22 protein-coding genes are annotated in these 23,982 nt (G+C 61.0%); 8 read left to right on the plus strand and 14 right to left on the minus strand.

Features of this window, described 5'->3' with window-relative positions; genetic code table 11:
• Nucleotides 1-214: 214 nt before the first annotated feature.
• Complete coding sequence (locus tag ABH909_RS06910; protein ID WP_429431488.1) at nucleotides 215-763, minus strand: cysteine hydrolase family protein; 549 nt, start codon at nucleotides 761-763, stop codon at nucleotides 215-217.
• A gap of 99 nt (nucleotides 764-862) precedes the next feature.
• On the opposite strand from ABH909_RS06910, the gene ABH909_RS06915 reads away from it, so the two are divergent.
• The 3 genes from ABH909_RS06915 to ABH909_RS06925 all read left to right on the plus strand — a co-directional run bounded on the left by ABH909_RS06915 (nucleotide 863) and on the right by ABH909_RS06925 (nucleotide 4,022).
• On the plus strand, nucleotides 863-1,858 hold the full coding sequence (locus tag ABH909_RS06915; protein ID WP_429431491.1) for a GlxA family transcriptional regulator: 996 nt from the start codon (nucleotides 863-865) through the stop codon (nucleotides 1,856-1,858).
• Nucleotides 1,859-2,164: 306 nt separating this feature from the next.
• On the plus strand, nucleotides 2,165-3,274 hold the full coding sequence (locus ABH909_RS06920; RefSeq protein WP_429431494.1) for a DUF3182 family protein: 1,110 nt from the start codon (nucleotides 2,165-2,167) through the stop codon (nucleotides 3,272-3,274).
• Nucleotides 3,264-4,022: an alpha/beta hydrolase family protein gene (locus ABH909_RS06925; protein ID WP_429431497.1), complete on the plus strand. Its 759-nt coding sequence runs from the start codon at nucleotides 3,264-3,266 to the stop codon at nucleotides 4,020-4,022. Before ABH909_RS06920 ends, ABH909_RS06925 begins: the two co-directional genes overlap by 11 nt.
• 129 nt (nucleotides 4,023-4,151) lie before the next feature.
• Here ABH909_RS06925 and ABH909_RS06930 read toward each other — a convergent pair whose 3' ends face one another.
• The 5 genes from ABH909_RS06930 to ABH909_RS06950 all read right to left on the minus strand — a co-directional run bounded on the left by ABH909_RS06930 (nucleotide 4,152) and on the right by ABH909_RS06950 (nucleotide 12,841).
• The gene (locus tag ABH909_RS06930; RefSeq protein WP_429431500.1) at nucleotides 4,152-5,138 is read right to left on the minus strand and encodes a lysylphosphatidylglycerol synthase domain-containing protein; all 987 of its coding nucleotides are present in this window, start codon (nucleotides 5,136-5,138) and stop codon (nucleotides 4,152-4,154) included.
• A gap of 2 nt (nucleotides 5,139-5,140) precedes the next feature.
• Nucleotides 5,141-6,421, minus strand: coding sequence for a cardiolipin synthase ClsB (gene clsB, locus ABH909_RS06935; RefSeq protein WP_429431502.1), 1,281 nt, complete (start codon nucleotides 6,419-6,421; stop codon nucleotides 5,141-5,143).
• A complete protein-coding gene (locus ABH909_RS06940; protein WP_429431505.1) occupies nucleotides 6,418-7,215 on the minus strand; it encodes an endonuclease/exonuclease/phosphatase family protein in 798 nt (265 codons plus the stop codon). The genes clsB and ABH909_RS06940 overlap by 4 nt, the downstream gene beginning before the upstream one ends.
• Complete coding sequence (locus ABH909_RS06945; RefSeq protein WP_429431508.1) at nucleotides 7,212-8,138, minus strand: DUF72 domain-containing protein; 927 nt, start codon at nucleotides 8,136-8,138, stop codon at nucleotides 7,212-7,214. Before ABH909_RS06945 ends, ABH909_RS06940 begins: the two co-directional genes overlap by 4 nt.
• A gap of 377 nt (nucleotides 8,139-8,515) precedes the next feature.
• The gene (locus tag ABH909_RS06950) at nucleotides 8,516-12,841 is read right to left on the minus strand and encodes an Lhr family helicase (protein WP_429431511.1); all 4,326 of its coding nucleotides are present in this window, start codon (nucleotides 12,839-12,841) and stop codon (nucleotides 8,516-8,518) included.
• A 327-nt stretch (nucleotides 12,842-13,168) separates the two neighbouring features.
• On the opposite strand from ABH909_RS06950, the gene ABH909_RS06955 reads away from it, so the two are divergent.
• Together ABH909_RS06955 and ABH909_RS06960 are read left to right on the plus strand one after the other, a co-directional pair.
• Complete coding sequence (locus tag ABH909_RS06955; protein WP_429431514.1) at nucleotides 13,169-14,053, plus strand: sugar nucleotide-binding protein; 885 nt, start codon at nucleotides 13,169-13,171, stop codon at nucleotides 14,051-14,053.
• Nucleotides 14,046-14,975, plus strand: coding sequence for an NAD-dependent epimerase/dehydratase family protein (locus ABH909_RS06960; RefSeq protein WP_429431517.1), 930 nt, complete (start codon nucleotides 14,046-14,048; stop codon nucleotides 14,973-14,975). Before ABH909_RS06955 ends, ABH909_RS06960 begins: the two co-directional genes overlap by 8 nt.
• Before the next feature lie 178 nt (nucleotides 14,976-15,153).
• On the opposite strand, the gene ABH909_RS06965 is transcribed toward ABH909_RS06960, so the two are convergent.
• The 5 genes from ABH909_RS06965 to ABH909_RS06985 all read right to left on the minus strand — a co-directional run bounded on the left by ABH909_RS06965 (nucleotide 15,154) and on the right by ABH909_RS06985 (nucleotide 19,386).
• Nucleotides 15,154-15,852, minus strand: coding sequence for an OmpW/AlkL family protein (locus ABH909_RS06965; RefSeq protein WP_429431519.1), 699 nt, complete (start codon nucleotides 15,850-15,852; stop codon nucleotides 15,154-15,156).
• 246 nt (nucleotides 15,853-16,098) lie between these two features.
• On the minus strand, nucleotides 16,099-16,617 hold the full coding sequence (locus ABH909_RS06970) for a DUF3299 domain-containing protein (RefSeq protein ID WP_429439766.1): 519 nt from the start codon (nucleotides 16,615-16,617) through the stop codon (nucleotides 16,099-16,101).
• Nucleotides 16,618-16,628: 11 nt separating this feature from the next.
• Nucleotides 16,629-17,894: an ABC transporter permease gene (locus tag ABH909_RS06975; protein ID WP_429431522.1), complete on the minus strand. Its 1,266-nt coding sequence runs from the start codon at nucleotides 17,892-17,894 to the stop codon at nucleotides 16,629-16,631.
• A gap of 1 nt (nucleotide 17,895) precedes the next feature.
• Nucleotides 17,896-18,606, minus strand: a complete 711-nt coding sequence (locus tag ABH909_RS06980; RefSeq protein WP_429431524.1) for an ABC transporter ATP-binding protein — start codon at nucleotides 18,604-18,606, stop codon at nucleotides 17,896-17,898.
• 183 nt (nucleotides 18,607-18,789) lie between these two features.
• Nucleotides 18,790-19,386, minus strand: a complete 597-nt coding sequence (locus ABH909_RS06985) for a DUF2796 domain-containing protein (protein WP_429431527.1) — start codon at nucleotides 19,384-19,386, stop codon at nucleotides 18,790-18,792.
• Between the two features lie 135 nt (nucleotides 19,387-19,521).
• On the opposite strand from ABH909_RS06985, the gene ABH909_RS06990 reads away from it, so the two are divergent.
• Nucleotides 19,522-19,863, plus strand: coding sequence for a hypothetical protein (locus tag ABH909_RS06990; protein WP_429431530.1), 342 nt, complete (start codon nucleotides 19,522-19,524; stop codon nucleotides 19,861-19,863).
• Nucleotides 19,864-20,068: 205 nt separating this feature from the next.
• On the opposite strand, the gene trxA is transcribed toward ABH909_RS06990, so the two are convergent.
• The 3 genes from trxA to ABH909_RS07005 all read right to left on the minus strand — a co-directional run bounded on the left by trxA (nucleotide 20,069) and on the right by ABH909_RS07005 (nucleotide 22,256).
• Nucleotides 20,069-20,941, minus strand: a complete 873-nt coding sequence (gene trxA, locus ABH909_RS06995; protein ID WP_052967072.1) for a thioredoxin — start codon at nucleotides 20,939-20,941, stop codon at nucleotides 20,069-20,071.
• Nucleotides 20,942-21,138: 197 nt separating this feature from the next.
• Nucleotides 21,139-21,795, minus strand: coding sequence for a class I SAM-dependent methyltransferase (locus ABH909_RS07000; RefSeq protein ID WP_429431533.1), 657 nt, complete (start codon nucleotides 21,793-21,795; stop codon nucleotides 21,139-21,141).
• Nucleotides 21,792-22,256 (minus strand): YbaY family lipoprotein, encoded by a 465-nt coding sequence (locus ABH909_RS07005; protein WP_429431536.1) that lies wholly within the window; start codon nucleotides 22,254-22,256, stop codon nucleotides 21,792-21,794. The genes ABH909_RS07000 and ABH909_RS07005 overlap by 4 nt, the downstream gene beginning before the upstream one ends.
• Nucleotides 22,257-22,373: 117 nt before the next feature.
• On the opposite strand from ABH909_RS07005, the gene nrdR reads away from it, so the two are divergent.
• On the plus strand, nucleotides 22,374-22,838 hold the full coding sequence (gene nrdR, locus ABH909_RS07010) for a transcriptional regulator NrdR (RefSeq protein WP_007906838.1): 465 nt from the start codon (nucleotides 22,374-22,376) through the stop codon (nucleotides 22,836-22,838).
• Entirely contained in the window at nucleotides 22,835-23,968 is a 1,134-nt protein-coding gene (gene ribD, locus ABH909_RS07015; RefSeq protein WP_429431539.1) for a bifunctional diaminohydroxyphosphoribosylaminopyrimidine deaminase/5-amino-6-(5-phosphoribosylamino)uracil reductase RibD, read from the plus strand. Before nrdR ends, ribD begins: the two co-directional genes overlap by 4 nt.
• Nucleotides 23,969-23,982: the final 14 nt, after the last annotated feature.

Below are 23,982 nucleotides of genomic sequence, written 5' to 3' on the forward strand. Positions count from 1 at the left end.
TTGTGAAAAATCTCACGCGTGAGAAACACTACAGGCAATTTTCGTGGCCCTCAATAGCTCACGCGTGAGATTTTTTCGACTGTTGCGCAGGAGTAATGACAATAGAAGGTCATGTGGGAGCGGGCTTGCTCGCGAAGGCGGCGAGACAGTCAACATTGATGTTGCCTGATACACCGCTTTCGCGAGCAAGCCCGCTCCCACAGGTTGATCTCACTTAACCAGCCAGAAAATCATCGGTGGACACCACGCTGGCATAGGCAAAACCCAGGGACGACATGAAGGCGGCGTGAACGTGGGCGGCCGGGACGGTGATGCCATTGAACTCCAGGTCTCGGGTAGCACAGGCGTCGTGAATCACCGTGACGGTATAGCCCAGGTCGGCTGCGGCACGGGTGATACCGTCGATGCACATGTGGCTCATGCTGCCGACGATTACCAGATGTTCGATGCCTTGCTGGTCGAGGATGGCCTCCAGTTCGGTTTCACGGAACGAGTTGACGAAGTGTTTGAGCACCACCGGCTCATCTACGCGGTTGAGGACTTTGGGATGCAATTTCGCGCCTTCGGAACCTGGAGTGAAGAACGGCGCGGCATCGGAGGTGAATTCGTGGCGGATATGCACCACTGGAGCACCGGTCTCGCGAAACGCCTGGATCAACCGCGCGGCGTTGTCCGCTGCTGCGTCGGCGCCCACCAGGGGCCACTTGCCTTGGGGGAAGTAGTCATTCTGGATATCGACTACGATGAGTGCTTGCTTGGTCATGAGTGTTTCCTCGAAGTGTGTCGGGTGTGAATCAAGTATTGGCGCTGGCCGTTTGTTCGAGGATTGGCCGCACCGACAATAGAAGGGGGAAAACTGACAATGGGTGCAGAAAGGACAGTCGCCGAACTGGGCGTGCTGATCTATCCCGGTGCGCAGATGGCGGCGGTGCATGGGCTGACGGACCTGTTCGGCGTGGCCAACCGGATCGCCGCCGAGCATCAGTCGGCGCAGCTGCCGTTGCTGCGGGTCAGTCACTGGCAGGTCGAGGGTGATCAAGTGCCCGAGCGGGTCTATGACACTCATCCCGGCCCGGCCGGCGCATTGGTTGCCGTGTTGATCCCGCCCTCGATCGGAGGTTTTTCCGAGGGGCAGGCGCCCCAAGGGCTGATTCGCTGGCTTCGTCGGCAACATGCCAACGGTGCGACCCTCGGCGGGGTCTGCGTGGGTTCTATTCTGTTGGCTGAAAGCGGCTTGCTCGATGGCCGCAGCGCGACGACCCACTGGACCTCGGCCAAGGCTTTCGCCGAGCGTTACCCGGCGATCAAGCTCAAGGCCGACACGCCGATTGTCGACGATGGTGACCTGATCACTACCGCGGGTTTGATGGCCTGGTCAGAGCTGGGATTACGATTGGTGAACCGCTTGCTCGGGCCGAGTATTGCCACCGGCACGGCGCGATTTCTGGTGGTGGAACACAGCGACAGTGCGAGCGAGTGCGGGAGTAATTTTTCACCGATTCTCAGCCATGGTGATGCGGCGATTCTCAAGGTCCAGCATTGGCTGCAAAGCACCGGGGCAACTGATGTCTCGTTGGCGGCGATGGCCGAGCGGGCAGGGCTGGAAGAACGCACCTTCCTGCGGCGTTTTCGTGCAGCGACCGGGTTGAAACCCACTGAGTACTGCCAGCACCTGCGCGTCGGCAAGGCGCGAGAGATGCTTGAATTCACCAACGGCACCATTGATCACATTGCCTGGACCGTGGGTTATCAGGACCCGAGTGCGTTTCGGGCAACGTTCAAGAAGATCACCGGGCTGGCGCCGAGTGATTACCGAGGGCGGTTTGGGGTATCTGCGACCGCGGCGACGGCTCGGTAGCAAGCATCACCACAGAACCCATGTGGGAGCGGGCTTGCTCGCGAAGGCGGTGGGTCAGTCAGCATCAATGTCGACTGATAGACCGCCTTCGCGAGCAAGCCCGCTCCCACATTGGATCTGTGCCAAGCTTGGGTCGTGCAAAATGCCGGGAGCATTGAAAGGTGTCGTGCAGAATAAAACAGGCCTTGTGCTATTAACTATTTGGCAATTGGCTGATTTGAAACCCGTTTCCGTCCAGACGCCATTGGCCTGATCTCTGCACCTCCTTCAGCTACATTTATCAAACGCAGATCGAAGGGGAAACGCATGACCCCGACAAATCGCAACAAACTGGTGCTCGCCCATTCGGTGCGCCCCGACGCCTCGCTGCACGAAGTCGAAACCAATCGCGCGTTGGCCCGTTGGCTGGCGCAGGTCGTCGGTCTCGAATATGGCGGCAGCTACGACCCGCAGCTGCATAGCGGCCGGGACATCTATCTGGTGCCGACCCAGACGCTAGTGGGCGTTGCGGCCGCCCGGCAGCTGGGCGTCAAAGGGCCGGAGGACTTGTGGGGCGGTTACGTCGACCACGCTTTCATCTGCACCAAAGCCATCAGCCACGGGTTGTTGAATCGCTATGCGTTCGCGCCCGAAGGCTGGTCGTCGTTGTTTTCCGAACGGGTACGCGGCGTTGTGCTCGATGGCCTCAGCGTGTTTTCCCTGGAGGATGCTCGCCCGGCAGCGGAGCATCTGCTCTACAGCGGTCCGATCCGCATGAAGCCTATTTATGCTTGCGCCGGACGTGGTCAGGAAGTGATCAAAAGCCTCGACCAGTTCGATGCCATCCTCGCGCGTCCCGATGCCAAAACCTTGTTCACCGAAGGTGTGGTGCTGGAACAAGACTTGACCGAGGTGGTCACCCATAGCGTCGGCCAAAGCTTCATCGGCGACAAGGTGCTGAGTTATTGCGGTGATCAATACTTGACCGAAGACGGTCAGGGCGAGCAGGTTTATGGAGGGTCCAACCTGTTGGTGGTGCCAGGCTATTACGAGGACCTGCTGGCGCTGGAACTACCGGACGACACGAGGCTGGCGATCCAGCAGGCGCAGGTGTTCGACAGCGCGGCCGATGAAGCCTACCCCGGTTTCTACGCCTCGCGGCGCAACTACGACATCGCCCAAGGGCTGGACTGCGACGGCAAACAACGCAGCGGCGTGCTCGAACAATCCTGGCGCCTGGGCGGTGCCAGCAGTGCTGAAGTCGCGGCGCTGCAGCGTTTCATCAACGACCCTGGCTTGCGCGCGATTCGCGTGTCGTCGGTCGAAACCTATACCGATCAACCTTTGCCGGCCAACGCCATTGAGGTCTACCGCGGGCCGGCGGAACACAGTGACTTTCTTCTCAAGTACGTAACGGTCAAATCCTATGACGGCTAGAAGCGAAACCATTGCGATCGACATCGACGATGAACAGATGAGCGGCACCTTCCTCAGCCCCAAATCGAAAGTCCCGGGTGTGCTTTTCGTTCATGGCTGGGGCGGTAGTCAGGAGCGCGACCTGGAGCGCGCCAAAGGCATCGCCGGGTTGGGTTGCGTGTGCCTGACATTCGACTTGCGCGGCCACACCGGCGGGACCGGTATTCCGTTATCCCGGGTCACCCGCGAAGACAACCTGCGTGACCTGCTGGCGGCCTACGATCGACTGCTTGCCCATCCGGCGCTCGACACCTCGGCGATCGCCGTGGTCGGCACCAGTTATGGTGGTTATCTGGCGGCGATCCTGACGTCCTTGCGCCCGGTGCGCTGGCTGGCGCTACGGGTGCCGGCGTTGTATCGCGACGACTTCTGGCACACACCCAAGCGTGATCTGGACAAGCTCGATTTGCGCGATTACCGCAGCACGCGGATCAGCGCCGACAGCAATCGCGCACTGCATGCCTGTTCGCAATTCACCGGGGATGTGTTGCTGGTGGAGTCCGAGACCGACGCCTATGTGCCCCACGCGACCATCATGAGTTACCGCGCGGCATGTCAGCAGACCCACTCGCTGACTCACCGGATTATCGACGGTGCCGATCACGCCCTGAGCGATCCGGTGTCACAACAGGCGTACACCTCGATCCTGGTGGGCTGGATCACGGAAATGGTGGTGGGCGAGCGGTTGAGCATTATTCAGTCGAGTTGAGATTTGTGGTGTTCTTGCGATCATTCGCGAGCAAGCCCGCTCCCACATTGATCGCGTTCAGGCAGGCAGTGCGGATCAAATGTGGGAGCGGGCTTGCTCGCGAAAGCGGCATCCGTTTCAACCAATCTCTCAAGAAGGTTTCTTCTGGATCCGCAACGACCTGGCCTTGGCTTCCACCACCAGGTACATCACCACGGTAATCAGTAGCGGCAGCAGGAAATAGATCGCCCGATACGCGAGTAACCCCGCCACCAGACTTCCCCGCGAGGCCTCGTGTTGCAACAACGCCACGAACACCGCCTCCAGCACGCCAAGCCCGGCAGGAATGTGCGTGATGACCCCGGCAATGGCACTGATCAGCAACACGCCAAGCACCAGCGGATAATCCAGTTTGCTCGGTAGCAGGGTGAAGATCACTGCCGCCATCAGCGACCAGTTCAGTGCGCCGAGGGCCAGTTGCAGGACGGCCATGTGCAGCGACGGCAGGTTGATTTCCACGCCGCGAATCGACCATTCCCGTCGCCTGGAAAACCGACAGGCCGCCAGATACCCCGCGCTCAACAGCAGCAGTAACACGCCCACGCCCTGCAGGGCTCCGCTGCTCAGTTTCCAGCCTGGCGGCATTCGCACCAGTCCGCTGCTGAACACTGCGCCGGCAATCACCATGTAGCCGAACCAGTTGGTCGCCAGGCTCAGCCCGAGGATTTTCGCGATGTTGCTTTTGCTCACGCCGAGCCGCGAATACAGCCGATAACGCATGGCGACTCCGCCGACCCAGGCGCTCAGGTTAAGGTTGAAGGCATAGCTGATGATGCCCACCGGCAGGATCTGCCGCCAGGTCAGATCCTGCCGGATGTAGGTGCGACCGATCAGGTCGTAACAGGCGTACACCAGAAAACTCAGCAACGTCAGTCCGGACGCGATAACCAATGTACGGACTTTGAAATCGGCGAGGGTATCGAACACTTCGCCCCATTCGATGCGTTGGGCAAGCATCGTGAACAGCACGATCAACGCCAGAAAAAACAGCATCGTCAGTGGCTTTTTCCAGCGGTGCCAGTGGGATTTTCGTGGCGTGTCGGAATGAGGGGCAGGCTGTGCATCAGAATGCCTCATGCCTAATCGCTCCCGGTTGGATGGATGAAGGGTTTGAGGCGCGGTTTATGCGCCGGCAGCCAACCGGCCCATGCCGGGAAATGCCGCAGAAAGTGAAACACCAGAAAACCGATGGTCATGTGCCAGATTCGTCCGCGCGGCGCCTTGTCCACCGACATGACCTTGCAGTGGTTGCTACTCAACTCGTCGAGCCGCTCGAACAGGTCGCGGTTGAAGGCGCGGTCGCGAATCAACACATTGGCCTCCAGGTTCAGGGCCAGGCTCAGCGGGTCGAGGTTACTTGAGCCGACGGTGCTCCAGTCCTCGTCGACCAGGGCGACTTTGCCATGCAGGGGGCGATCGCAGTATTCGTAGATCGCTACTCCGGCTCGCAGCAGATAATCGTAGGTCATGCGCGCGGCGAGTCTGGCCACCCGCAAATCCGGCTGCCCCTGAAGAATCAGGCGCACCTCGACCCCTCGGCGCGCTGCATTGCGGATCTCCCGCAGCAGCCGATAGCCTGGAAAGAAATAGGCATTGGCGATGAGCACGCGATGTCGGGCGCCGCGCAGTACCTGCAAATACACCTCTTCGATATCGCCCTGGTGCTCGCCATTGTCGCGATACACCAGCCGTACCTGACCATCATGATCGCTGACCGCCAGTTCTGCGCGCCGCTGTCTGCGGCGTTGCCACCAGTATTTGGCCCGGGCCGGGCGACCGCTTTGCAGCAAGGCGAAATGATGAATATCGGCCACCGCGGGCCCTTGCACTTCAACCGAATAATCCTGTTTGGCTTCAGGACCGAAGTCGGCCAGATGGTCGGCGGAAAAGTTGATTCCGCCGAGGAACGCAATCGTCCCGTCGACCACCACAATCTTGCGGTGCATGCGGCGGAACCAATTGGTGCGGATACCGAAGTGACGCGGCGCGGGGTCGAATATTTGCAGACGCACACCTGCATTGCTCAGCGCCGCGAGGTACTCCGTGCTCAGTTCGCCACAGCCAAAACCGTCGAGGTTTACAGTGATACGCACCCCGCGTTGAGCCGCTTCAATCAGGATTTTCTGCAGCTCATTGCCGACCTTGTCCTCGAACACGATGAAGGTCTCCAGCAGGATTTCATTCTGGGCCTGGCGCAGCACTTCAAACACCCGTGGAAAGTATTCCTCACCGTTCTCCAGCAATTGGACCCGGTTGTTACTGTGCCAACCGTATACGACGCCAGTGACCGCCGGTTCACGCACGGGAGGAGGGGTGGAAACGTGTTCGATAGTGGTTTTTTCCATCAATGGGCCGGTCATAGCTCGATCTCCACCGATAACGGTGCATGGTCGGAAAGGTGTGACCAGGGCCGTGCCGCCAGTACTTGCGGATGGCTGGCCTTGAGGTTGCGCACGTAGATGCGGTCCAGGCGCAACGCTGGCAAGCGCGCCGGGAAACTGCGCGCCGGTTTGCCATGCAACTCGGCAAAGACTTCACGCAAGCCGCAGGGCTTGAGCTGCGCATCAGCGCGCAGGCGCCAATCGTTGAAGTCGCCGGCGACCACCACCGGGGCATCTTCCGGCAACTCTTCCATACGCTGGATCAGCAACTTGAGTTGTGCCTTGCGGTGACTTTCGCGAAGCCCCAGATGGACGCAAATGGCATGCACTTCGCGACCATCGCCGGGCATCCGTAGCACGCAATGCAGGACTCCGCGGCTTTCATGGCCACTGATGGAAACGTCGAGGTTGTCGTGACGAATGATCTGGAATTTGGACAACAGCGCATTGCCGTGATCGCCTGCCGGATAGACCGCATTGCGCCCATAGGCAAACTGTGGCCACAAGGTATCGGCAAGGAATTCGTATTGCGGCATCGCCGGCCAATTGAGGTAGCGCCGTGGATGATGCTCGTGGGTGCCATGGACCTCCTGCAAAAACACCACGTCGGCGGACACACTGCGCACCGCCTCGCGTAACTCGGGCAGGATGAAGCGCCGGTTGAGCGCGGTGAAACCTTTGTGGGTGTTGACCGTCAGCACGGTAAAACGGCTCACGGCGCTGATGATGGGTTGCTGTTCATCCGTTGTGCCGACCGGTTCGGGAACACTCATGGCAGCACTCCTTCGGCAACTGGCTCACCGGGGGTGGTGACCAGGTCCTTATCGAGATGGAAACGCTCAAGCAGGCGACGGGCATCGAAGGGCGCCCGGACTTTGATGTCGTTATCGAAATAGCAGAATATTTCCCGGGGTCTGCGGGTCTTGGGTTTTTGCCGAGGCGCGATCAAGTGCGGATCTGCCGGTTGCTTGCCGTGATACCAGGCTTCGATCCGGTCGCCCCAGCGTTTCAGCGCTTGTGGGGTATAACCGCTGGCGTAGAGCTCCTCGGCACCGTGCAGGCGCAGATAGACGAAGTCGCTGGTGAGGTCTTCGCGATACGGCCATTTGCCGGCGGTATCAGCGATGACCAGCGCGGTGTTGTAGCGTTTGAGCAGACGGACGAAAGCGGGATCGACGAAGCTTTCATGGCGAATTTCCACGGCATGGCGCAGCGGTTTTTTGCCGTAAGCCTTCATGCTGGCGTGACCGTTCAAGCGCGGCTCATGCTGTCGGGCGAGGGCGGCGGCCTGTTCCGTGTCGTGGGGTAATTGTTCAAGAAAGCTTTCGAACAGTTCCGGGTCGAATTTGAAATTGGGTGGAAACTGCCAGAGGATCGGGCCGAGTTTCTCCTTGAGTTCCAGAACCCCGGAGGCAAAGAAATTCGCCAGCGGCTTATGAATGTCCCGCAAGCGCTTGATGTGGGTGATAAAACGCGGCGCCTTGACGCTGAACACGAAGCCCTGCGGGGTTTCGGCGTACCACTGGGCGTAACGTTCGGGCCGTTGCAGGGCATAAAACGATCCATTGATTTCGATGCTGTTCACTGCCCGTGAAGCGAATTGCAATTCGCGCTTCTGGGTCAATCCCTTCGGGTAGAACTCCCCCCGCCAAGGCGTGTAGCGCCAGCCTGAAATACCGATATGAATCGCCGCCATGTCGCCTCCCGTCTAATGTAGCCCTCGGACGCCTCTGTCTTTTGATGACTGCCGGGCGGGCGAGAAAGTTTCGACGGGGCTACGGACGGTACGCAAAGTGTCGGCGTTGGGGGCGTGCGGAAAAATACAGGGATGGGCATTTGATATTTGCGTGCAGGTCAAATATCAAGTGGCGAATGAAACCCTGTGGCGAGGGAGCTTGCCCCCGTTCGGCTGCGAAGCAGTCGCAAAGCCATACAGCTCGGTATATCTGAGAGGATGGGTTTGCAGGTTTTGGGGGCGCTTCGCACCCCAACGGGGGCAAGCCCCCTCGCCACAGGTATTTGAGTCGTCTCGCTGATACACCGCGGCGCTCCCTTCGCGGGCAAGCCTCGCTCCTACAGGGCGCTATGGCGGGTCAGCTTATTGCGCACCTCGGCACTGGCCTGCTGATCCAACTCCAGCCAAAACTGTTGCTTGCCGGCGATCTCGGCGGCGGCCGGTATGCCGTCGCGATACACCAGCCGATTGCTCGCCAGCGCCGGCACTTTCGCGCCCGGCAATAGGGTGCCGGCGAGGTTCAGCGGGTCCACCCCGCACACCGCGATCAGACTCCCATCATGCGGTCGCCGCCTGACTTCGCGCAGCAATGGAATCGCCTCGGGCAGCGCAAATTGTTCCCCCGCCAAGCCACTGACAAACCGCCCTCCACGAATCTCGCCCCGGGCCTCGAGCCGATGAAATGTGCGCAGCAACTCCCGCCAACTCGGCAACCAGTCTGCCTCACGTTCCAGCAAGCGCCAGAACACCACGCCGTAACGGCGCAACAAGGTCATGGCGATGTGTTCCAGGGTTTCGTTGGGTGTGGGCGTCGATCGTTGCTTATCCACAACCGGGGCGGCAGCACCGCGGCGCAGCAACGCCCAGCGTCCGGCATCGTCCATGCCGCCGACAAACGCTCCGCGTCCGCGTCGGCTGCTGCGATTCTGGCGTTTGCTGGCCGGGGTAATCAGCGCCCGCAGGCCGGCGAAGCTGTCGGCGTTTACGAGCCCGGCACCGACCAGTTCCTGCAAGGCGATTTCCAGTTCCGAGCGCAGCAGATGGGCTTCGTGAATCAGCTCATCGAAAAACAATGCGCCATGCTGGCTGAGCGCGGCATGGACTTTTTGGGTTTTGGGCGACAGTTCGCTGACCGGCGTCTGCTCGGTCAAGCTGCTCCACAACCCCACCTGACTGCGCGGCAGCAGCAGAATCGGCGTGCTGCGCAATGCCGTGCTGGCGCTCTTGTTGCCCGTGGTCAGGCGGGTCCACACCAGTTTGCCGCTGCGGCATAACTCATCCAGCCAGCTCGCCGAATAGTCTTTGATACGCGCTGGCAGAATGTCGCTGTCCCACGCCGAAGCGGCAGCGGGGTAGCCTTCGAACTGGCTGATGATCGCCGGCAATACCGCGCGGCCCTGGCCTTGGCTCGCGGCGGACAGGTGCTGCCAATCGAACAGAAAACGCATGAAATCCTGCAACGCTACCGGCTCGATTTCCCGTCGCAGCCGTTTGACCGTGTAGCGATGAATCCGCGCCAGCAGATGCCGTTCACACCATTGTTCATCAGGGGCGCCAGGGGTGAATTGCCCACGCAGTACATAACCTTCGCGCTCCAGTTGCGCCAGGGCCTGATTGGCCTGAGCCGCCGGTAAACCAAGCGGTTCGGCAATTGCTTTCAGCGGCAACGGCCCAAACGCGCTGAGCCGTGCGCGGATCACTTCCAGGATGGCTTCGCCCGGTTCCCAGATTTCATCGAAACCGGGCAACGCCGCTAACGCTGGAAACAATGTGGCTTGTGGATAAATCGCCCGCAGGCAGGTCAGTCGCTCCAGCGCCAACCACAGCGATTGCACAGCGTTGATCTGCAAACGGCTGGCGCGGCCGCTGTCGGCCAAGGCATTCAGCCAATCGAGCCAATTCGGGTTGGCCTGCGCTTCGGTTTCGGTAATGCACGCCAGGCTCATCAGCGCTTCATGCATTTCATCCATGCTGGTGGGCGTTGGCCAGGCTTCATCACGCACTGCAGTGATCGCGTCGGCGTCCAGCGCACCGAGATCATCGGTGGACTGCGGATCACTCCAGCGGCGGTTGAGCACGGCCTGAGTGCGACGCTCTTCCAGCGGCGCATCGTCGAGGAAGGTGTAGGGACGGGCACTGAGGATTTCCGCCGCCAGTGGCGAAGGCGCTGGCAGATCACGGCTGATCAGGCGAATGTTGCCCTGTTCCATGCGCCGCAATAACGCCAGCCAGCCTTCGCTGTCCATGGCTTCGTGCAGGCAATCGTCGAGGGTTTGTTCCACCAGCGGATGATCGGGAATCTCGCGCTCGCCGGCGAGGTTTTCCACGCAGGCGATCTGATCGGGAAACACGCTGGCGATCAGGTCTTCGCTTTTCATTCGCTGGATTTGCGGCGGTACTTTGCGCCCGCCGCTGTAACGCGGCAGCGCCAAAGCGACCCCTGCGTTCCAGCGCCAGCGCACGCCGAACAATGGGGCCTCGAGTACCGCCTGAATCAGGGTGTGTTCGGCACTGTTGCTGTGCAGATAGCGCCAGACGTCATCCAGCTCAAAGCTGTGACCGGTGGACAGCGACAGCACGATGGCGTCCTCGCTGGCGGCGGCCTGCAATTCGAAGTTGAACGTGCGGCAGAAACGCTTGCGCAGGGCCAGGCCCCAGGCGCGGTTGATGCGGCTGCCGAATGGCGAGTGGATGATCAGTTGCGTACCGCCGGACTCGTCGAAAAACCGCTCCATCAGCAGCGTATCTTGCGATGGCAAGGCGCCGAGGGTCTGGCGCGCCCGGGCCAGGTAATCCCCCAGTTGCTCGGCGCTGGCGAGGTTCAAGCCGAGTACGGCGGTGAGCCAGTCGACGGCAGGTTGCAAATTGCCGGGCGTGGCGCCAAGAAGCTCATCGAGTTGCGCTTGCAGGCGGGCCACGGCGAACGACAGTTCATCGCTGCGCCCCGGTGCTTCACCGAGCCAGAACGGAATGGTTGGCGGCTGACCCTGGGCGTCTTCGACCCGGACCTTGCCGGTTTCGACCCGCAGGATTCGATACGACGTATTGCCCAACTGAAAGATATCCCCAGCGATGCTTTCCACCGCGAAGTCTTCGTTGACGCTGCCGATGTTCAGGCCTTGAGGCTCCAGCACAACGCTGTAGTCGGCGTTGTCCGGAATCGTCCCGCCGCTAGTCACGGCGGTCAGTTTGGCGCCTCGACGGCCGCGCAGGGTGCGGCTTACGGCATCCCGGTGCAGGTAAGCGCTGCGAATACCCAGGCGCCCGTTGTAGCCCTCGGCGAGCATTTGCAGCAGTGCCTGATAGTGCTTTTCGTCGAGGGTGGCGTAAGGCGAGGCTTTTCGCAGCATTTCCAGCAACGCTTGTTCCTGCCATTCCTGGCAGCTGACCTCGGCGATGATCTGCTGGGCCAGCACGTCCAGCGGCGCTTCTGGGATCAGTAACGTGTCGAGCTCGCCACGGCGCACGCAATCGAGCAGGGCGGCGCATTCGATCAGGTCGTCGCGGGTGGTGGCAAACAATCGGCCCTTGGGCGTGCCGCCGACCTGGTGACCGGAGCGACCGACCCGTTGCAGAAACCCGGCAATCGAGCGTGGCGAAGCGATCTGGCACACCAGGTCGACGTCACCGATATCGATCCCCAATTCCAGCGAAGCGGTGGCGATCAGCACTTGCAGTTCGCCGCGCTTGAGCCGTTGCTCGGCGTCCAGGCGAAACTCTTTGGCCAGGCTGCCATGGTGGGCGGCCACGGCCTCCTTGCCGAGTCGTTCGCTCAAGTGTCGACTCAGGCGTTCGGCCAGACGGCGGGTGTTGACGAAAATCAGCGTGGTCCGGTGTTCGCGGGCGAGGGCGGCGAGTCGGTCGTAGACCAGTTCCCACACATCGTTGGCCATCACCGCCGACAACGGCACGGGCGGCACCTCTATATCGAGATCCCGTGGGCGGGCGTGGCCGATGTCGATGATTTCGCAGTCGCGATCACGGCCGACCAAAAAACGCGACACCGCTTCGATGGGTTTTTGCGTGGCGGACAAGCCGATACGCACCAGCGGTTGCGAGCAGAGCGCCTGCAGACGCTCCAGGCTCAGGGCCAGGTGGCTACCACGTTTGCTGGCGGCAATGGCGTGGATTTCGTCGACGATCACCGTGTGGGTGGTGCCGAGCATTTGCCGGCCGGAGTCGGAGCCGAGCAGCACATAAAGGGATTCCGGGGTGGTCACCAGAATGTGTGGCGCGGTTTTGCGCATGGCCGAACGCTCTTTTTGCGGCGTATCGCCGGTGCGCACGGCGGTGCTGATCGGCACGTCGGGCAGGCCCATCACCCGCAGCTGTTCGGTGATGCCGGCCAGCGGGTTTTGCAGGTTGATCCGAATGTCGTTGGACAGCGCCTTGAGCGGTGAAACGTAGACCACCAGGGTTTCGTCCGGCAGGCCGTCCGGGCTCTCCAGGCCACGATGGACCAGATCGTCGAGCACGGCGAGGAATGCAGTGAGGGTCTTGCCGGAACCGGTGGGCGCGGCAATCAGGGTCGAGCGGCGCTGGCGGATCAACGGCCACGCCCGGGCCTGTGCGGCGGTGGCCGTTGCGAAGGTGTTACTGAACCAGGCGCTGACGGCGGGGTGAAAGCCTGCCAGAGCAGCGTCCGTGGGGATGGGCAGATTCATGGAGTAATTTATGCGGGTGGGGGCGGGAAGATGCAAGTGCCGCTCAAGTCCTCTGTCGGCTTTTAGGGCCCCCTTCGCGAGCAAGCCCGCCCCCACAGTTGAACAGTGTCGGTCACAAAATGTGAGTAAACAGGAGATCCAATGTGGGAGCGGGCTTGCTCGCGAAGGGGTCAGCAAGGTCAACCCCATCCGACGGAACTACACTTTACGGATGACGGTTGCGCACTAAACCCGCAAAATGCAACGATTCCGGCAATTATTGAGGACATCGCCTGTGGGCGCTGTCGATAAAGCCATCGTTCCAATCAGACTGGGCCTGCTGACTCTATGCGAATGCGCCTTATGTTACTGGGCGGCGGAAATGCCCTTGGGCAGGCGCTGATTCGCCTCGGTGCGGAGGAAGACATCGGTTTCCTCGCCCCCCGCCCACCGCAAGACGGCTGGGACGCCGCGAGCCTCACGCAACTGCTCGACGATACCCGTCCGGATGCGTTGATCAATCTCGCCTATTACTTTGACTGGTTCCAGGCGGAGACCGTCAGCGAACAGCGTCTGGCCGGGCAGGAGCGAGCCATCGAACGGCTGGCCGAACTGTGCCAGCATCACAACATTGTGCTGCTGCAACCGTCGAGTTATCGCGTATTCGATGGCTCCCGGGCGACCGCCTACAGCGAAAAAGATGAACCGGTACCGCTGGGCCTGCGCGGTCAGGCCTTGTGGCGAATCGAGCAAAGCGTTCGCGCCACCTGTCCGCAACACGTGCTACTGCGTTTCGGCTGGCTGCTCGATGACAGCCCCGATGGCACCCTCGGGCGGTTCCTGGCCCGGGCCGAGAAAGCTGAAGAACTGCTGATGGCCGATGACCGTCGCGGTAATCCGACGCCGGTGGACGACGCCGCCCGGGTGATCATTTCGGTGCTCAAGCAACTCGATTGCGCGGCGCCACTGTGGGGCACTTACCACTACGCCGGGCATGAGGCGACCACGCCGCTGGCACTGGGGCAAGCGATTCTTGCCGAGGCACGCGCCCTGCACCCGCTGGCCATCGAAGCGCCGACCGCACAGGCTCATGCCGCGCGACCCGACGCCGCCGAAGAACCGCAACACGCGGTGCTGGCCTGCAAGAAAATTCTGCACACTTTCGGGATCAAGCCCCGCGCCTGGCGCGCGGCACTCCCAGGCTTACTGGATAGGTTTTATCGTCATGGCTGAACGCCCTGTTTTAATCACCGGCGGTGCCGGTTTCATCGGTTCGCACTTGACCGATGCCTTGCTCGCCAAAGGTCATTCGGTGCGTATTCTCGATGACCTCTCCACCGGCAAACGCAGCAACCTGCCGCTGGACAATCCCCTCGTCGAACTGATCGTGGGCGATGTCGCTGATGCCGCGTTGGTGGCGCGAGCTATGGTCGGTTGCAGCGCGGTGGCGCACCTGGCTGCGGTAGCCTCGGTTCAGGCCTCGGTCGACGATCCGGTGAAGACGCATCAGAGCAATTTCATCGGTTCGCTGAGTGTCTGCGAAGCCATGCGTCAGGCTGGCGTCAAACGGGTGCTGTTCGCGTCCAGCGCGGCGGTCTACGGCAACAATGGCGAAGGCGAGTCGATTGACGAAGAGACGCCCAAGGCGCCATTGACCCCATACGCCGCGGACAAATTGGCGAGCGAGCATTACTTTGATTTCTATCGCCGCCAACATGATCTGGAACCGGTGGTTTTCCGCTTCTTCAACATCTTCGGCCCGCGCCAGGATCCGTCCTCGCCGTATTCCGGGGTGATCAGCATTTTCAGCGAGCGCGCGCAGAAAGGCTTGCCGATCACCGTGTTCGGCGATGGCGAGCAGACTCGGGATTTCGTGTATGTCGAGGACTTGGTGGACGTGTTGGTGCAAGCCATCGAGAAGCCACAGGTCGAAGTCGGCGCAGTGAATGTCGGCTGGAATCAGGCGACGAGCCTCAAGCAAATGCTTGAAGCCCTTGAAGCGGTGGTTGGCAAGCTGCCGCCCGTGAGCTATGGCCCGGCGCGCTCCGGCGACATCCGTCATTCACGGGCGAATAATCGGCGTTTGCTGGAGCGGTTTACCTACCCGCAGCAGACCCCGATGAGCGTTGGCCTGGCGCGGTTGTTGGGGCACTGAGGTTTTACACAACCATGAAAAAGGCGCCTTCGACGGCGCCTTTTTAATGGCCGACGCAGTTCCTTGTGGCGAGGGAGCTTGCTCCCGTTCGAGTGCGCAGCGCTCGCAGTTTTTTGGGGGCCGCTTCGCAGCCCAGCGGGAGCAAGCTCCCTCGCCACAAAAGCCGATCAAATGTTACTTAAAATTTGTAACCCAAACCCACCATGTAAATGAACGGGTCCACATCAACGTCGACCTTGGCTCGGGTGCCGGGTGCGATGGCATTGTTTTCCACGGTCGCGGTGGTGTCGATGTCGATGTAACGCACTTGGGCGTTGATCATTACGTTGTCGGTCAGCATGTAGTCGGCACCGACCTGCCAGGCCAGACCCCAGGAACTGTCCGCCTTGAAGTTACTGAAGCCGTTGGCGGCGGCTTCGCTGCTGACGTGTTCGTCGTAGATCCAGGTGTAGTTGATACCGCCGCCGATGTACGGCTGGAACGCGGACCTGGAGTCCAGTGGGTAGTAGACCAGGCTCAGGGTCGGTGGCAGGTGTTTGAGCGTGCCGAGTTTGCCGTTGGCGGCGCCGAGGGCGGTGCCTTTGAGCTTCACGTCATGCTCGAACGGCGAGGCCGCCAGCAGTTCAATCCCCAGGTTGTTGGTGATCATGTAGGCGAAGTTCAAGCCCAGTTGGGTGTCGCTGCTCATGGTGGCCTTGCCACCCAGATCGGCGCCCTTCAGCGGGCCTTGATCGACCTTGACGCTAGAGCTGTCGGCTTCAGGGTTGACGGTGATCGCACCGGCCCGAATGAGGATGTCACCGGCGGTGTGGGCGTGGGCGAGCGGGGCTGAGAGTGCGAGGGCGAACAGCGAAGCGCAGAGCTTGGACTTGTGCATGGGGGCTCCAAAGGACGTTAAAAATGTTCGATGTCCAATGGTAGGGATCCAACTGATACGGTCTTTTGATTCAGCTCAATGAAACAGTGATGGCCCTGGTTTTTGCGGAACCTTCAAGGGCCTCATCGCGGGCAAGCCCGCTCCCACAGGGATCTTCTGTGAATGCAATATTTGTGAACAACAGAGAACACTGTGGGAGCGGGCTTGCCCGCGAAGGCGTCCTCGCAATCAACACGCAACTACCGGTCACTGCGGCAATTCATACGCATAAATCTTGTCCGCCTCCATCTGATACCCGGCATCCGCCAACTCGCTGGTGGATGCTTTCACCTGCAACGCCCCTTCGATCCAGTACGGCTGATACAGCTCATCAAGCTTCACGCCGACTTCGCTTTTGACATGCACGATCTGATTCGACGGTGGCGGTGGTACATGGATGCAGGCGCCGAAATACGGCACCAGCAAAAACTCGGTAGTGCGGCCCTCTTCACTGACTTCCAGTGGCACGATGTACCCCGGTAAACGAATGTTCTTGCCGTCGAGGCTCTTCACCACCGGTGCGTTCGGCATGTCCTGCCTGGCCGCTGGAGCCGACTCGGCGGACAACGCGTCACTCATCTTCGACAGGTCATGCAGTGGCGTCATGTTCGGCACTTCTGGCGCCGCATCCGGCGGGATCATTTCCGACCAGGTCAGGTCCTTCGGCTCGGCCGCCCACAGGGGAAGGGCAACCAGCATTAATAGCGCAAGCACAGCGCGGGGCATCATTAAGGTCCTCATAGTCGGATCGACAGGCCATCGGCCAAGGATTGGCGATAAGCACGCCAGGCCGGCACGCTGCCCATCAGCAGCGCGGCGATCAGGATGCCACCGAGCAGCGTCCATTCATATTCGCTCGGCCAGGCCAATGGCAAGTACAAGCCGTAATTCGCCTGCACGTAACCCTGCGCCACAGCGATGCCCACATACAGCAGCGCCACGCCGGCAATCACTCCAGACAACGCCAGGGCAAAGGCTTCCAGCACCAGCAAGGTCGCGATGTGCCACGGCCGAGCGCCGACCGAACGCAGAATCGCCATCTCGCGGCGCCGCTCGTTGAGGCTGGTGAGGATCGCCGTGAGCATGCCGATCAACCCGGTCAGCACCACGAACAGCGAGACGACGAACAGGGCTTTTTCCGCCGTGCTCATCAAACTCCACAGCTCCTGCAATGCCACACCCGGCAGGATCGCCAGCATCGGTTCACCACGGAATTCGTTGATCTCCCGTTGCAGCGCAAACGTCGAAATCTTGCTGTTGAGGCCGAGCATGAACGCAGTGATCGCTTGCGGCGTCAGGTCCATGTTGCGCGCCTGGTCGGCACTGATCCGCCCGTTGCCACGTGCCGGAACGCCGTTGTGCCAGTCCACGTGAATTGCTTCCATCCCGCCGAGGCTGATGTGCAGCGTGCGGTCCACCGGGGTGCCGGTGCGTTTGAGAATACCGACCACGGTGAACGGTTTATCGTCGTGTTTGACCAGGCTGATCACCGCCACGCCATGGGCCAACACCAGTTTGTCGCCAAGTTTGTAATGCAGTGCATCGGCCACTTCGGCGCCGAGCACCACTTCGAACGGATCGCTGTTGAAGGCGCGGCCGTCGGCCAGTTCGAGGTGCTGTCGATGGCCGTACTGGTAATGCTCGAAGTACGCCTCGGTGGTGCCCATCACCCGATAGCCGCGATGGGAATCGCCGAGGGACATCGGGATCGCCCACTTCACTTTCGGGTTGTTGGCGAAATGTTCGAAGCTGTCCCAGCGGATGTTGTTGGTGGCGTTGCCTATGCGGAACACCGAATACAGCAGCAGATTCACTGAGCCGGAACGCGCCCCGACGATCAGGTCGGTGCCGCTGATGGTGCTGGCGAAACTGGCCTTGGCTTCGGTGCGCACCCGCTCCACGGCCAGCAACAGGCAGACCGACAGGGCGATGGCGAATGCGGTGAGGATCGCGGTGAAACGACGGTTAGCCAGGCTGGCCATGGCTAGACGAAACAAATACATCTCAAACCTCGGACGGGGTGGCGGCGTGATTGAGATCGGCCAGCGACAGGTGGCGATCGAACAGCGGCGCGAGGCTCTGGTCATGGCTGACGAACAACAGGCTCGACCCGGCTTCGCGGCATTCGGCGAACAGCAGGCGAATGAAGTTCTCGCGGGCGTCGTAGTCCAGCGCCGAGGTCGGTTCGTCGGCGATCACCAGTTCCGGCTGACCGATCAACGCACGTGCGGCGGCGACCCGTTGCTGCTGGCCGATGGACAGCGAATCGGCGCGCCGGCTGAGGATGTTTTCATCCTTCAGGCCCAAGTGGGCGAGCAGGGTGGCCGCGGCCTGATCGACGCTGCCGTGGCGCTGTTTCGCCCGTTCTGCGCGCACTTTGGAGAAGTGGCAGGGCAACTCGACGTTCTCGCGTACCGAGAGAAACGGCAGCAAGTTGAACTGCTGGAAGATGTAGCCGGTGTGATCGACGCGGAAGTGGTCGCGGGCACCAGCGGAGAGTTCGGTCAGCTCCTGGCCGAGCAGGCGAATGCTGCCCCGATCAGGCTTTTGCACACCGCCGAGCAGGCCCAGTAAAGTGGTCTTGCCGCTGCCGCTGGGGCCTTTGAGGAACAGGGTTTCACCCGGTTCCAGGCGGAACGCCGGGATGTCCAGCAACAGCGGATGCCCGGGCCAGCTGAAGCCGAGGTTGGACAGTTCGATGAGTGCTTGGGTCATGGCGCCGATTTCATAAATGTTGATGACCTGTGTAGGACTGTAGGAGCTGTCGAGTGCAACGAGGCTGCGATCTTTTGATTTTAAAGATCAAGACCAAGATCAAGATCAAAAGATCGCAGCCTCGTTGCACTCGACAGCTCCTACAGGCCTACAGTCCCGCAGTCCCACGGGGATCGGGGTGGATCAGAATTTCAGGGCGGCAGCCTTGGCCGTCACTTCAACCCCTTGCTGCCCGCTCGGACTGATCAGTTGTACCTGAATTTTCTGGGTGGCCGGGAATGTGTTGAAGATATTCGCCAGGTCCAGGGTCTTCAGCGCGCCCGGAGCCGAGCAGCTGAATTGGTAATGGGCGTGGATTTCGCTGTGATCCTGGTGATGCTCGTGGCCGTCCTTGTCCGCTTCGTCGTGGTCATCGTCGGCGTCCGGTTTGTCCCCGAACAGCGGGCTTTCCAGTTCCTGAGTCGCGACCACGCAACCGGCGGCTTTCGGCAGGTTGAACAGCACCAGCGGTTTTTCCAGTTGTGCGCGGACGGCGGCGACTTTGGCTTTGTCGGCGTCGGTGCTGGCGGCGTGTTCGAAACCCACCAGGTTCATCGCCGGGCTTTCCAGCTCCAATTCCAGAGTCTGGCCATCCAGCGCCGCGTTCAGGCGACCGACGCCATGTTCGTGAGCGTTGAGGCTGCCGTGCTCTTCATCATGAGCATGATCATGCTCGACCGCCGCATGGGCGACAGCCAGCGGCAACAAGGCAAACGGCAAAGCGAGCAGCAGACGGCGCATGACGGGTCTCCAAAAAGTAAAATGAAAAACTTGTTATGTAATCTTATAACGAAAGTGCGGAGAGTTTGACCGTCTGCTTGGCGTTGCGCAAGACCCATGGGAGCATGCGAGTCAGGTATGGGCAGGAGCAGACTTATGTTGCGAATACGCGGAAGCATCGGCGACTGGCCGGTGGATTTGACACTGGAACTCGATGAAGGCGACTGGGTGCAGCTCGGTGCGCAGTTGCAGGCAGCAAAACCCGAGGCGAGTGTTGCGCCCGCCAAACCAGTGAATCAGGACGATGCGCTGTGGCAGATCGCCCAAGAGTTGCTACGCAAGGCCGGACAATTGAGCGGGCCGGATTTGCTGGAGCAACTGGAAGGGCTGACCGGCAGCGCAGCGGCGGGCAAGCGCTTGTTGGTGCGCTTGCGCCACTGCGCAAACGTCAAAGTGGTGAGCGGCGGGGATACGCCGCTCTATAGCTGGCGCATGTAGGAGCTGCCGAAGGCTGCGATCTTTTGATCTTGCTTTTACGCAAATGCCCGGAAGATCAAAAGATCGCAGCCTGCGGCAGCTCCTACGGGATCGGGTTCACACGGCTGGATCGAGTAAGCCGCAAAAAAAGATCGCAGCCTGCGGCAGCTCCTACGCGGGATCTGTATTCCCTGTAGGAGCTGCCGCAGGCTGCGATCTTTTGATCTTAATACAGCGCGGCAAACAACTTGCGACGGTACGTGGTCACCAATGGGTGATCGTTGCCCAGCAGTTCGAACACTTGCAGCAAGGTCTTGTGCGGCAAGCCTTCGCTGTAGCTGCGATTGCGGATGAACAGCTTCAGCAAGGCATCCAGCGCCGCATCGTATTGCTGACGGGCCAGTTGCTGGATCGCCAGTTGATAGACCGCCTCATCGTCCTGCGGATTTTTTGCCAGACGCGCTTTCAGGTCTGCCGCATCCGGCAAATCCCTGGCCTGACCGAGGAACTGGATCTGCGCCTTGGCGCCGGCCAGCGCGGCCTTGTGTTCATCGGTCTTGACCGCGTCGAGCACGATTTGCGCTTCACCCAGTTCGCCACGCTCGGTGAGGCAGCGGGCATAGAGAATCAGCGCCTTGGCGTTGGTGTTGTCTTCAGCCAGCAGCACTTTGAGCGTGGCTTCGGCATCGGCGAAACGGCCATCATCGAACAGCGCCTGAGCCTGTTCGAACGGGTCGGCTGCAGCGGGCGGCGGCATTTGCACGTGGGGTTCGAGCATCGTGCGCACAGCCGATTCCGGTTGTGCACCGGCAAAACCGTCCACCGGTTGACCATCCTTGAACAGCACCACCGTCGGCAGGCTGCGAATGCCGAAGCGCGCAACAATGTCCTGCTCGATGTCGCAGTTGACCTTGGCCAGCAACAACTCGCCCTGATAGCTCTCGGCGATGGTTTGCAGCATCGGCATCAAGGCCTTGCACGGCGCACACCATTCGGCCCAGAAATCCACCAGCACCGGTTTGTGGAAAGAGTTCTCGATCACCGACTGGTCGAAGTCGGCAGTCGTGGCGTCGAAAATGTACGGCGTTTCCTGACTCATGGGGGATCTCGTAAAAGCGTGGATGGGTCAACTATACGGCTTGGTGGGGGGTGGCCGGAAGCGGTGTGCCATTGAGAGGTGTGCTGCCCGACGGGACGCCTTCGCGAGCAAGCCCGCTCCCACATTGGATCTGCGGCGAACCGGGGATTTGTGATCGATACAAATCAAGTGTGGGAGCGGGCTTGCTCGCGAAGCCTTTAGAATCGCCGCGCGTGATAGAGGCTCACATACCGAAACTCTTCGGGTTCGGCCAGATCCGGCAAGGTCATCGCTTCCAGCATTTCGATGCGCTGATACAACGGATGGCGGAAATCCCTCACCCGCGAATCCGCCACCAGCGCTTCCCGGCCACGGCTGAGAAACTCGTCGAGCAACGGCAGGTTTGCCCGGTCATACAACACATCGGCCACCAGAATCAGATCAAACCGATCCGCCTCGGCGAAAAAGTCTGTCGAGTAACTGAGTTGCACGCCATTGAGTTCGGCATTCGCCCGACACGCGGCAATCGCCAGCGGGTCCAGGTCACAGGCCACCACTTCCAGTGCCCCGGCTTTCACCGCCGCAATCGCGGCCACCCCGGAGCCGGCGCCGAAATCCAACACCCGTTTGCCTTCGACCCATTGTGGGTGCTCGGCGAGATAGCGAGCCACGGCCAGCCCACTGGCCCAGCAGAAACTCCAATACGGCGGTTCGTGAAGAATGCGCCGGGTTTCTTCCGGGCTGAAGGCGCGATCCATGTTATCGCCGTCGATCAGCCACAGTTTCAGTTCGGTGCCTGGCAACTCACAGGCTACAAGCTGTGCATCGCCAAGCAGTTCACCCAATGCCTGTTGCAGGTCGAGCGGTGCAATCATGGTGCTTTGACGAATTGCAGCTGACCCAGCGCCTGGGTGGTCGGCTGTGTGATTATTTGCGCCGGCAGATGCAGGATCAACTGCCCGGACTGGCTGACACGACCTCGCAGTTCAACACGAGCGCCGGTCGGGAAGGAGTCGGGATTGAACCGCAGACGAAACGGCAACACCTGATTGGTGCCGATCAGGCTGGAACTGGCGAGCAATTGTTGCGGACGATCCTTTGCGTCGATCACCAGCAACGCCAGTTCGACTTCAGATCCGGCCGGCGCACCCTGCAGGGTGCCGCTCAATTCACGTTGATGCGCCGGCAGCGGACCGAGCTCGGCCGCCGCCTTGGCTTTCTTTTGCGCCTGTTGCGGTGCAGGGCCTGGTGTCGGCGGCTGGGATTTGGGCGCATCGCTGCCACAGGCCACTAGCAGGCTGAAAAGACTGAGCAAAACGAGCGGTCGTAACGGCATTGGCGGCTCCAGCAAATGAAATCCATATACAGCCAGTCTGTATACCGCAAACCCTATGGCTTGTCTTGCCACGGGGATGCGCTACCATGGCCCTCCCATTTTTTGTTGCCTGCCACCATGCACTGTCCCTTCTGCGGTGCCAACGACACCAAGGTCATCGACTCGCGTCTGGTCGCCGAGGGCGAACAGGTGCGCCGCCGGCGTGAATGCCTGGCCTGCGGCGAACGTTTCACGACGTTCGAAACCGCTGAACTGGTGTTGCCGCGCCTGATCAAAACCGACGGCAGTCGCCAGCCGTTCGACGAAGAAAAACTCCGTGCCGGTATGCAGCGGGCGCTGGAGAAGCGCCCGGTGAGTGTCGAACGCCTCGAATCGTCGCTGGTGCACATCAAACACAAGCTGCGCGCCACCGGCGAACGCGAGGTCAAATCCCTCGTGGTCGGCGAACTGGTGATGGCCGAGCTGAAGAAGCTTGATGAAGTCGCCTATATCCGCTTCGCTTCGGTGTACCGACGCTTCCAGGACCTCAACGAGTTCCGCGAAGAGATCGATCGCCTCGCCCGTGAGCCGGTGAAAGAATGACCACCTCTCCCGAACAAGCCATCCTCGACGCGCATTACATGGCCCGGGCCCTGGAACTGGCGCGCAAAGGTCATTACACGACGCATCCCAACCCCCGGGTTGGCTGCGTGGTGGTGCGTGACGGGCAGATTGTCGGCGAAGGCTGGCATGTGCGCACCGGCGAACCGCACGCTGAAGTTCACGCCCTGCGCGTCGCTGGCGACAAGGCGCGGGGCGCCACGGCTTACGTGACCCTCGAACCTTGCAGCCACCACGGCCGTACGCCGCCCTGCGCGGATGCATTGGTGAATGCCGGTGTGGCGCGCGTCGTTGCGGCGATGCAGGACCCGAACCCGGAAGTCGCCGGTCGCGGTCTGCAGCGTCTGGCCGAGGCCGGTATCGCCACCGAAAGCGGCGTGCTGGAAGGCGAGGCGCGTAAGCTCAATCAAGGCTTCCTCAAACGCATGGAACATGGTTTGCCGTTCGTGCGGGTCAAGTTGGCGATGAGCCTCGACGGCCGCACGGCGATGGAAAGCGGCGAGAGCCAGTGGATCACCGGTCCGGCGGCGCGTTCGGCGGTACAGCGTTTGCGCGCCCAGGCCAGCGTGGTACTGACCGGCGCCGATACGGTACTGGCGGACAACGCGCGTTTGACCGTACGTGCCGACGAGCTGGGCCTGGACCCTGAGCAAACAGCCTTGGTCATGAGCCGTCCACCGCTTCGCGTGCTGATCGACGGTCGCCTGCGGGTGCCGCTGAACGCACCGTTCTTCAAGGCCGGTCCGGCACTGGTCGCCACGTGTGTCGCGGTGGAAGAACAGTACGCCAACGGCCCGGAATGCCTGATCGTGCCGGGCGACGATGGCCAGGTCGATCTGCATCGGTTACTGGTCGAACTCGCCAACCGTGGCGTCAATGACGTGCTGGTCGAGGCCGGCCCACGACTGGCTGGCGCGTTTGCCCAGCTCGGGCTGGTGGATGAGTTTCAGATCTTCATCGCCGGCAAGTTTCTCGGTTCCACGGGGCGGCCATTGCTGGACTGGCCGCTGGCGCAGATGAAAGACGCGCCTGAGCTCAAAATCACCGAAATCCGCGCGGTTGGCGATGACTGGCGAGTCACTGCCATTCCTGTGCCATCGGCGAGCGTATAATTCCTGGCCATTGC

The organism is Pseudomonas sp. BS3782 TE3695 (assembly GCF_050435305.1).
Taxonomy (GTDB): Bacteria; Pseudomonadota; Gammaproteobacteria; order Pseudomonadales; family Pseudomonadaceae; genus Aquipseudomonas.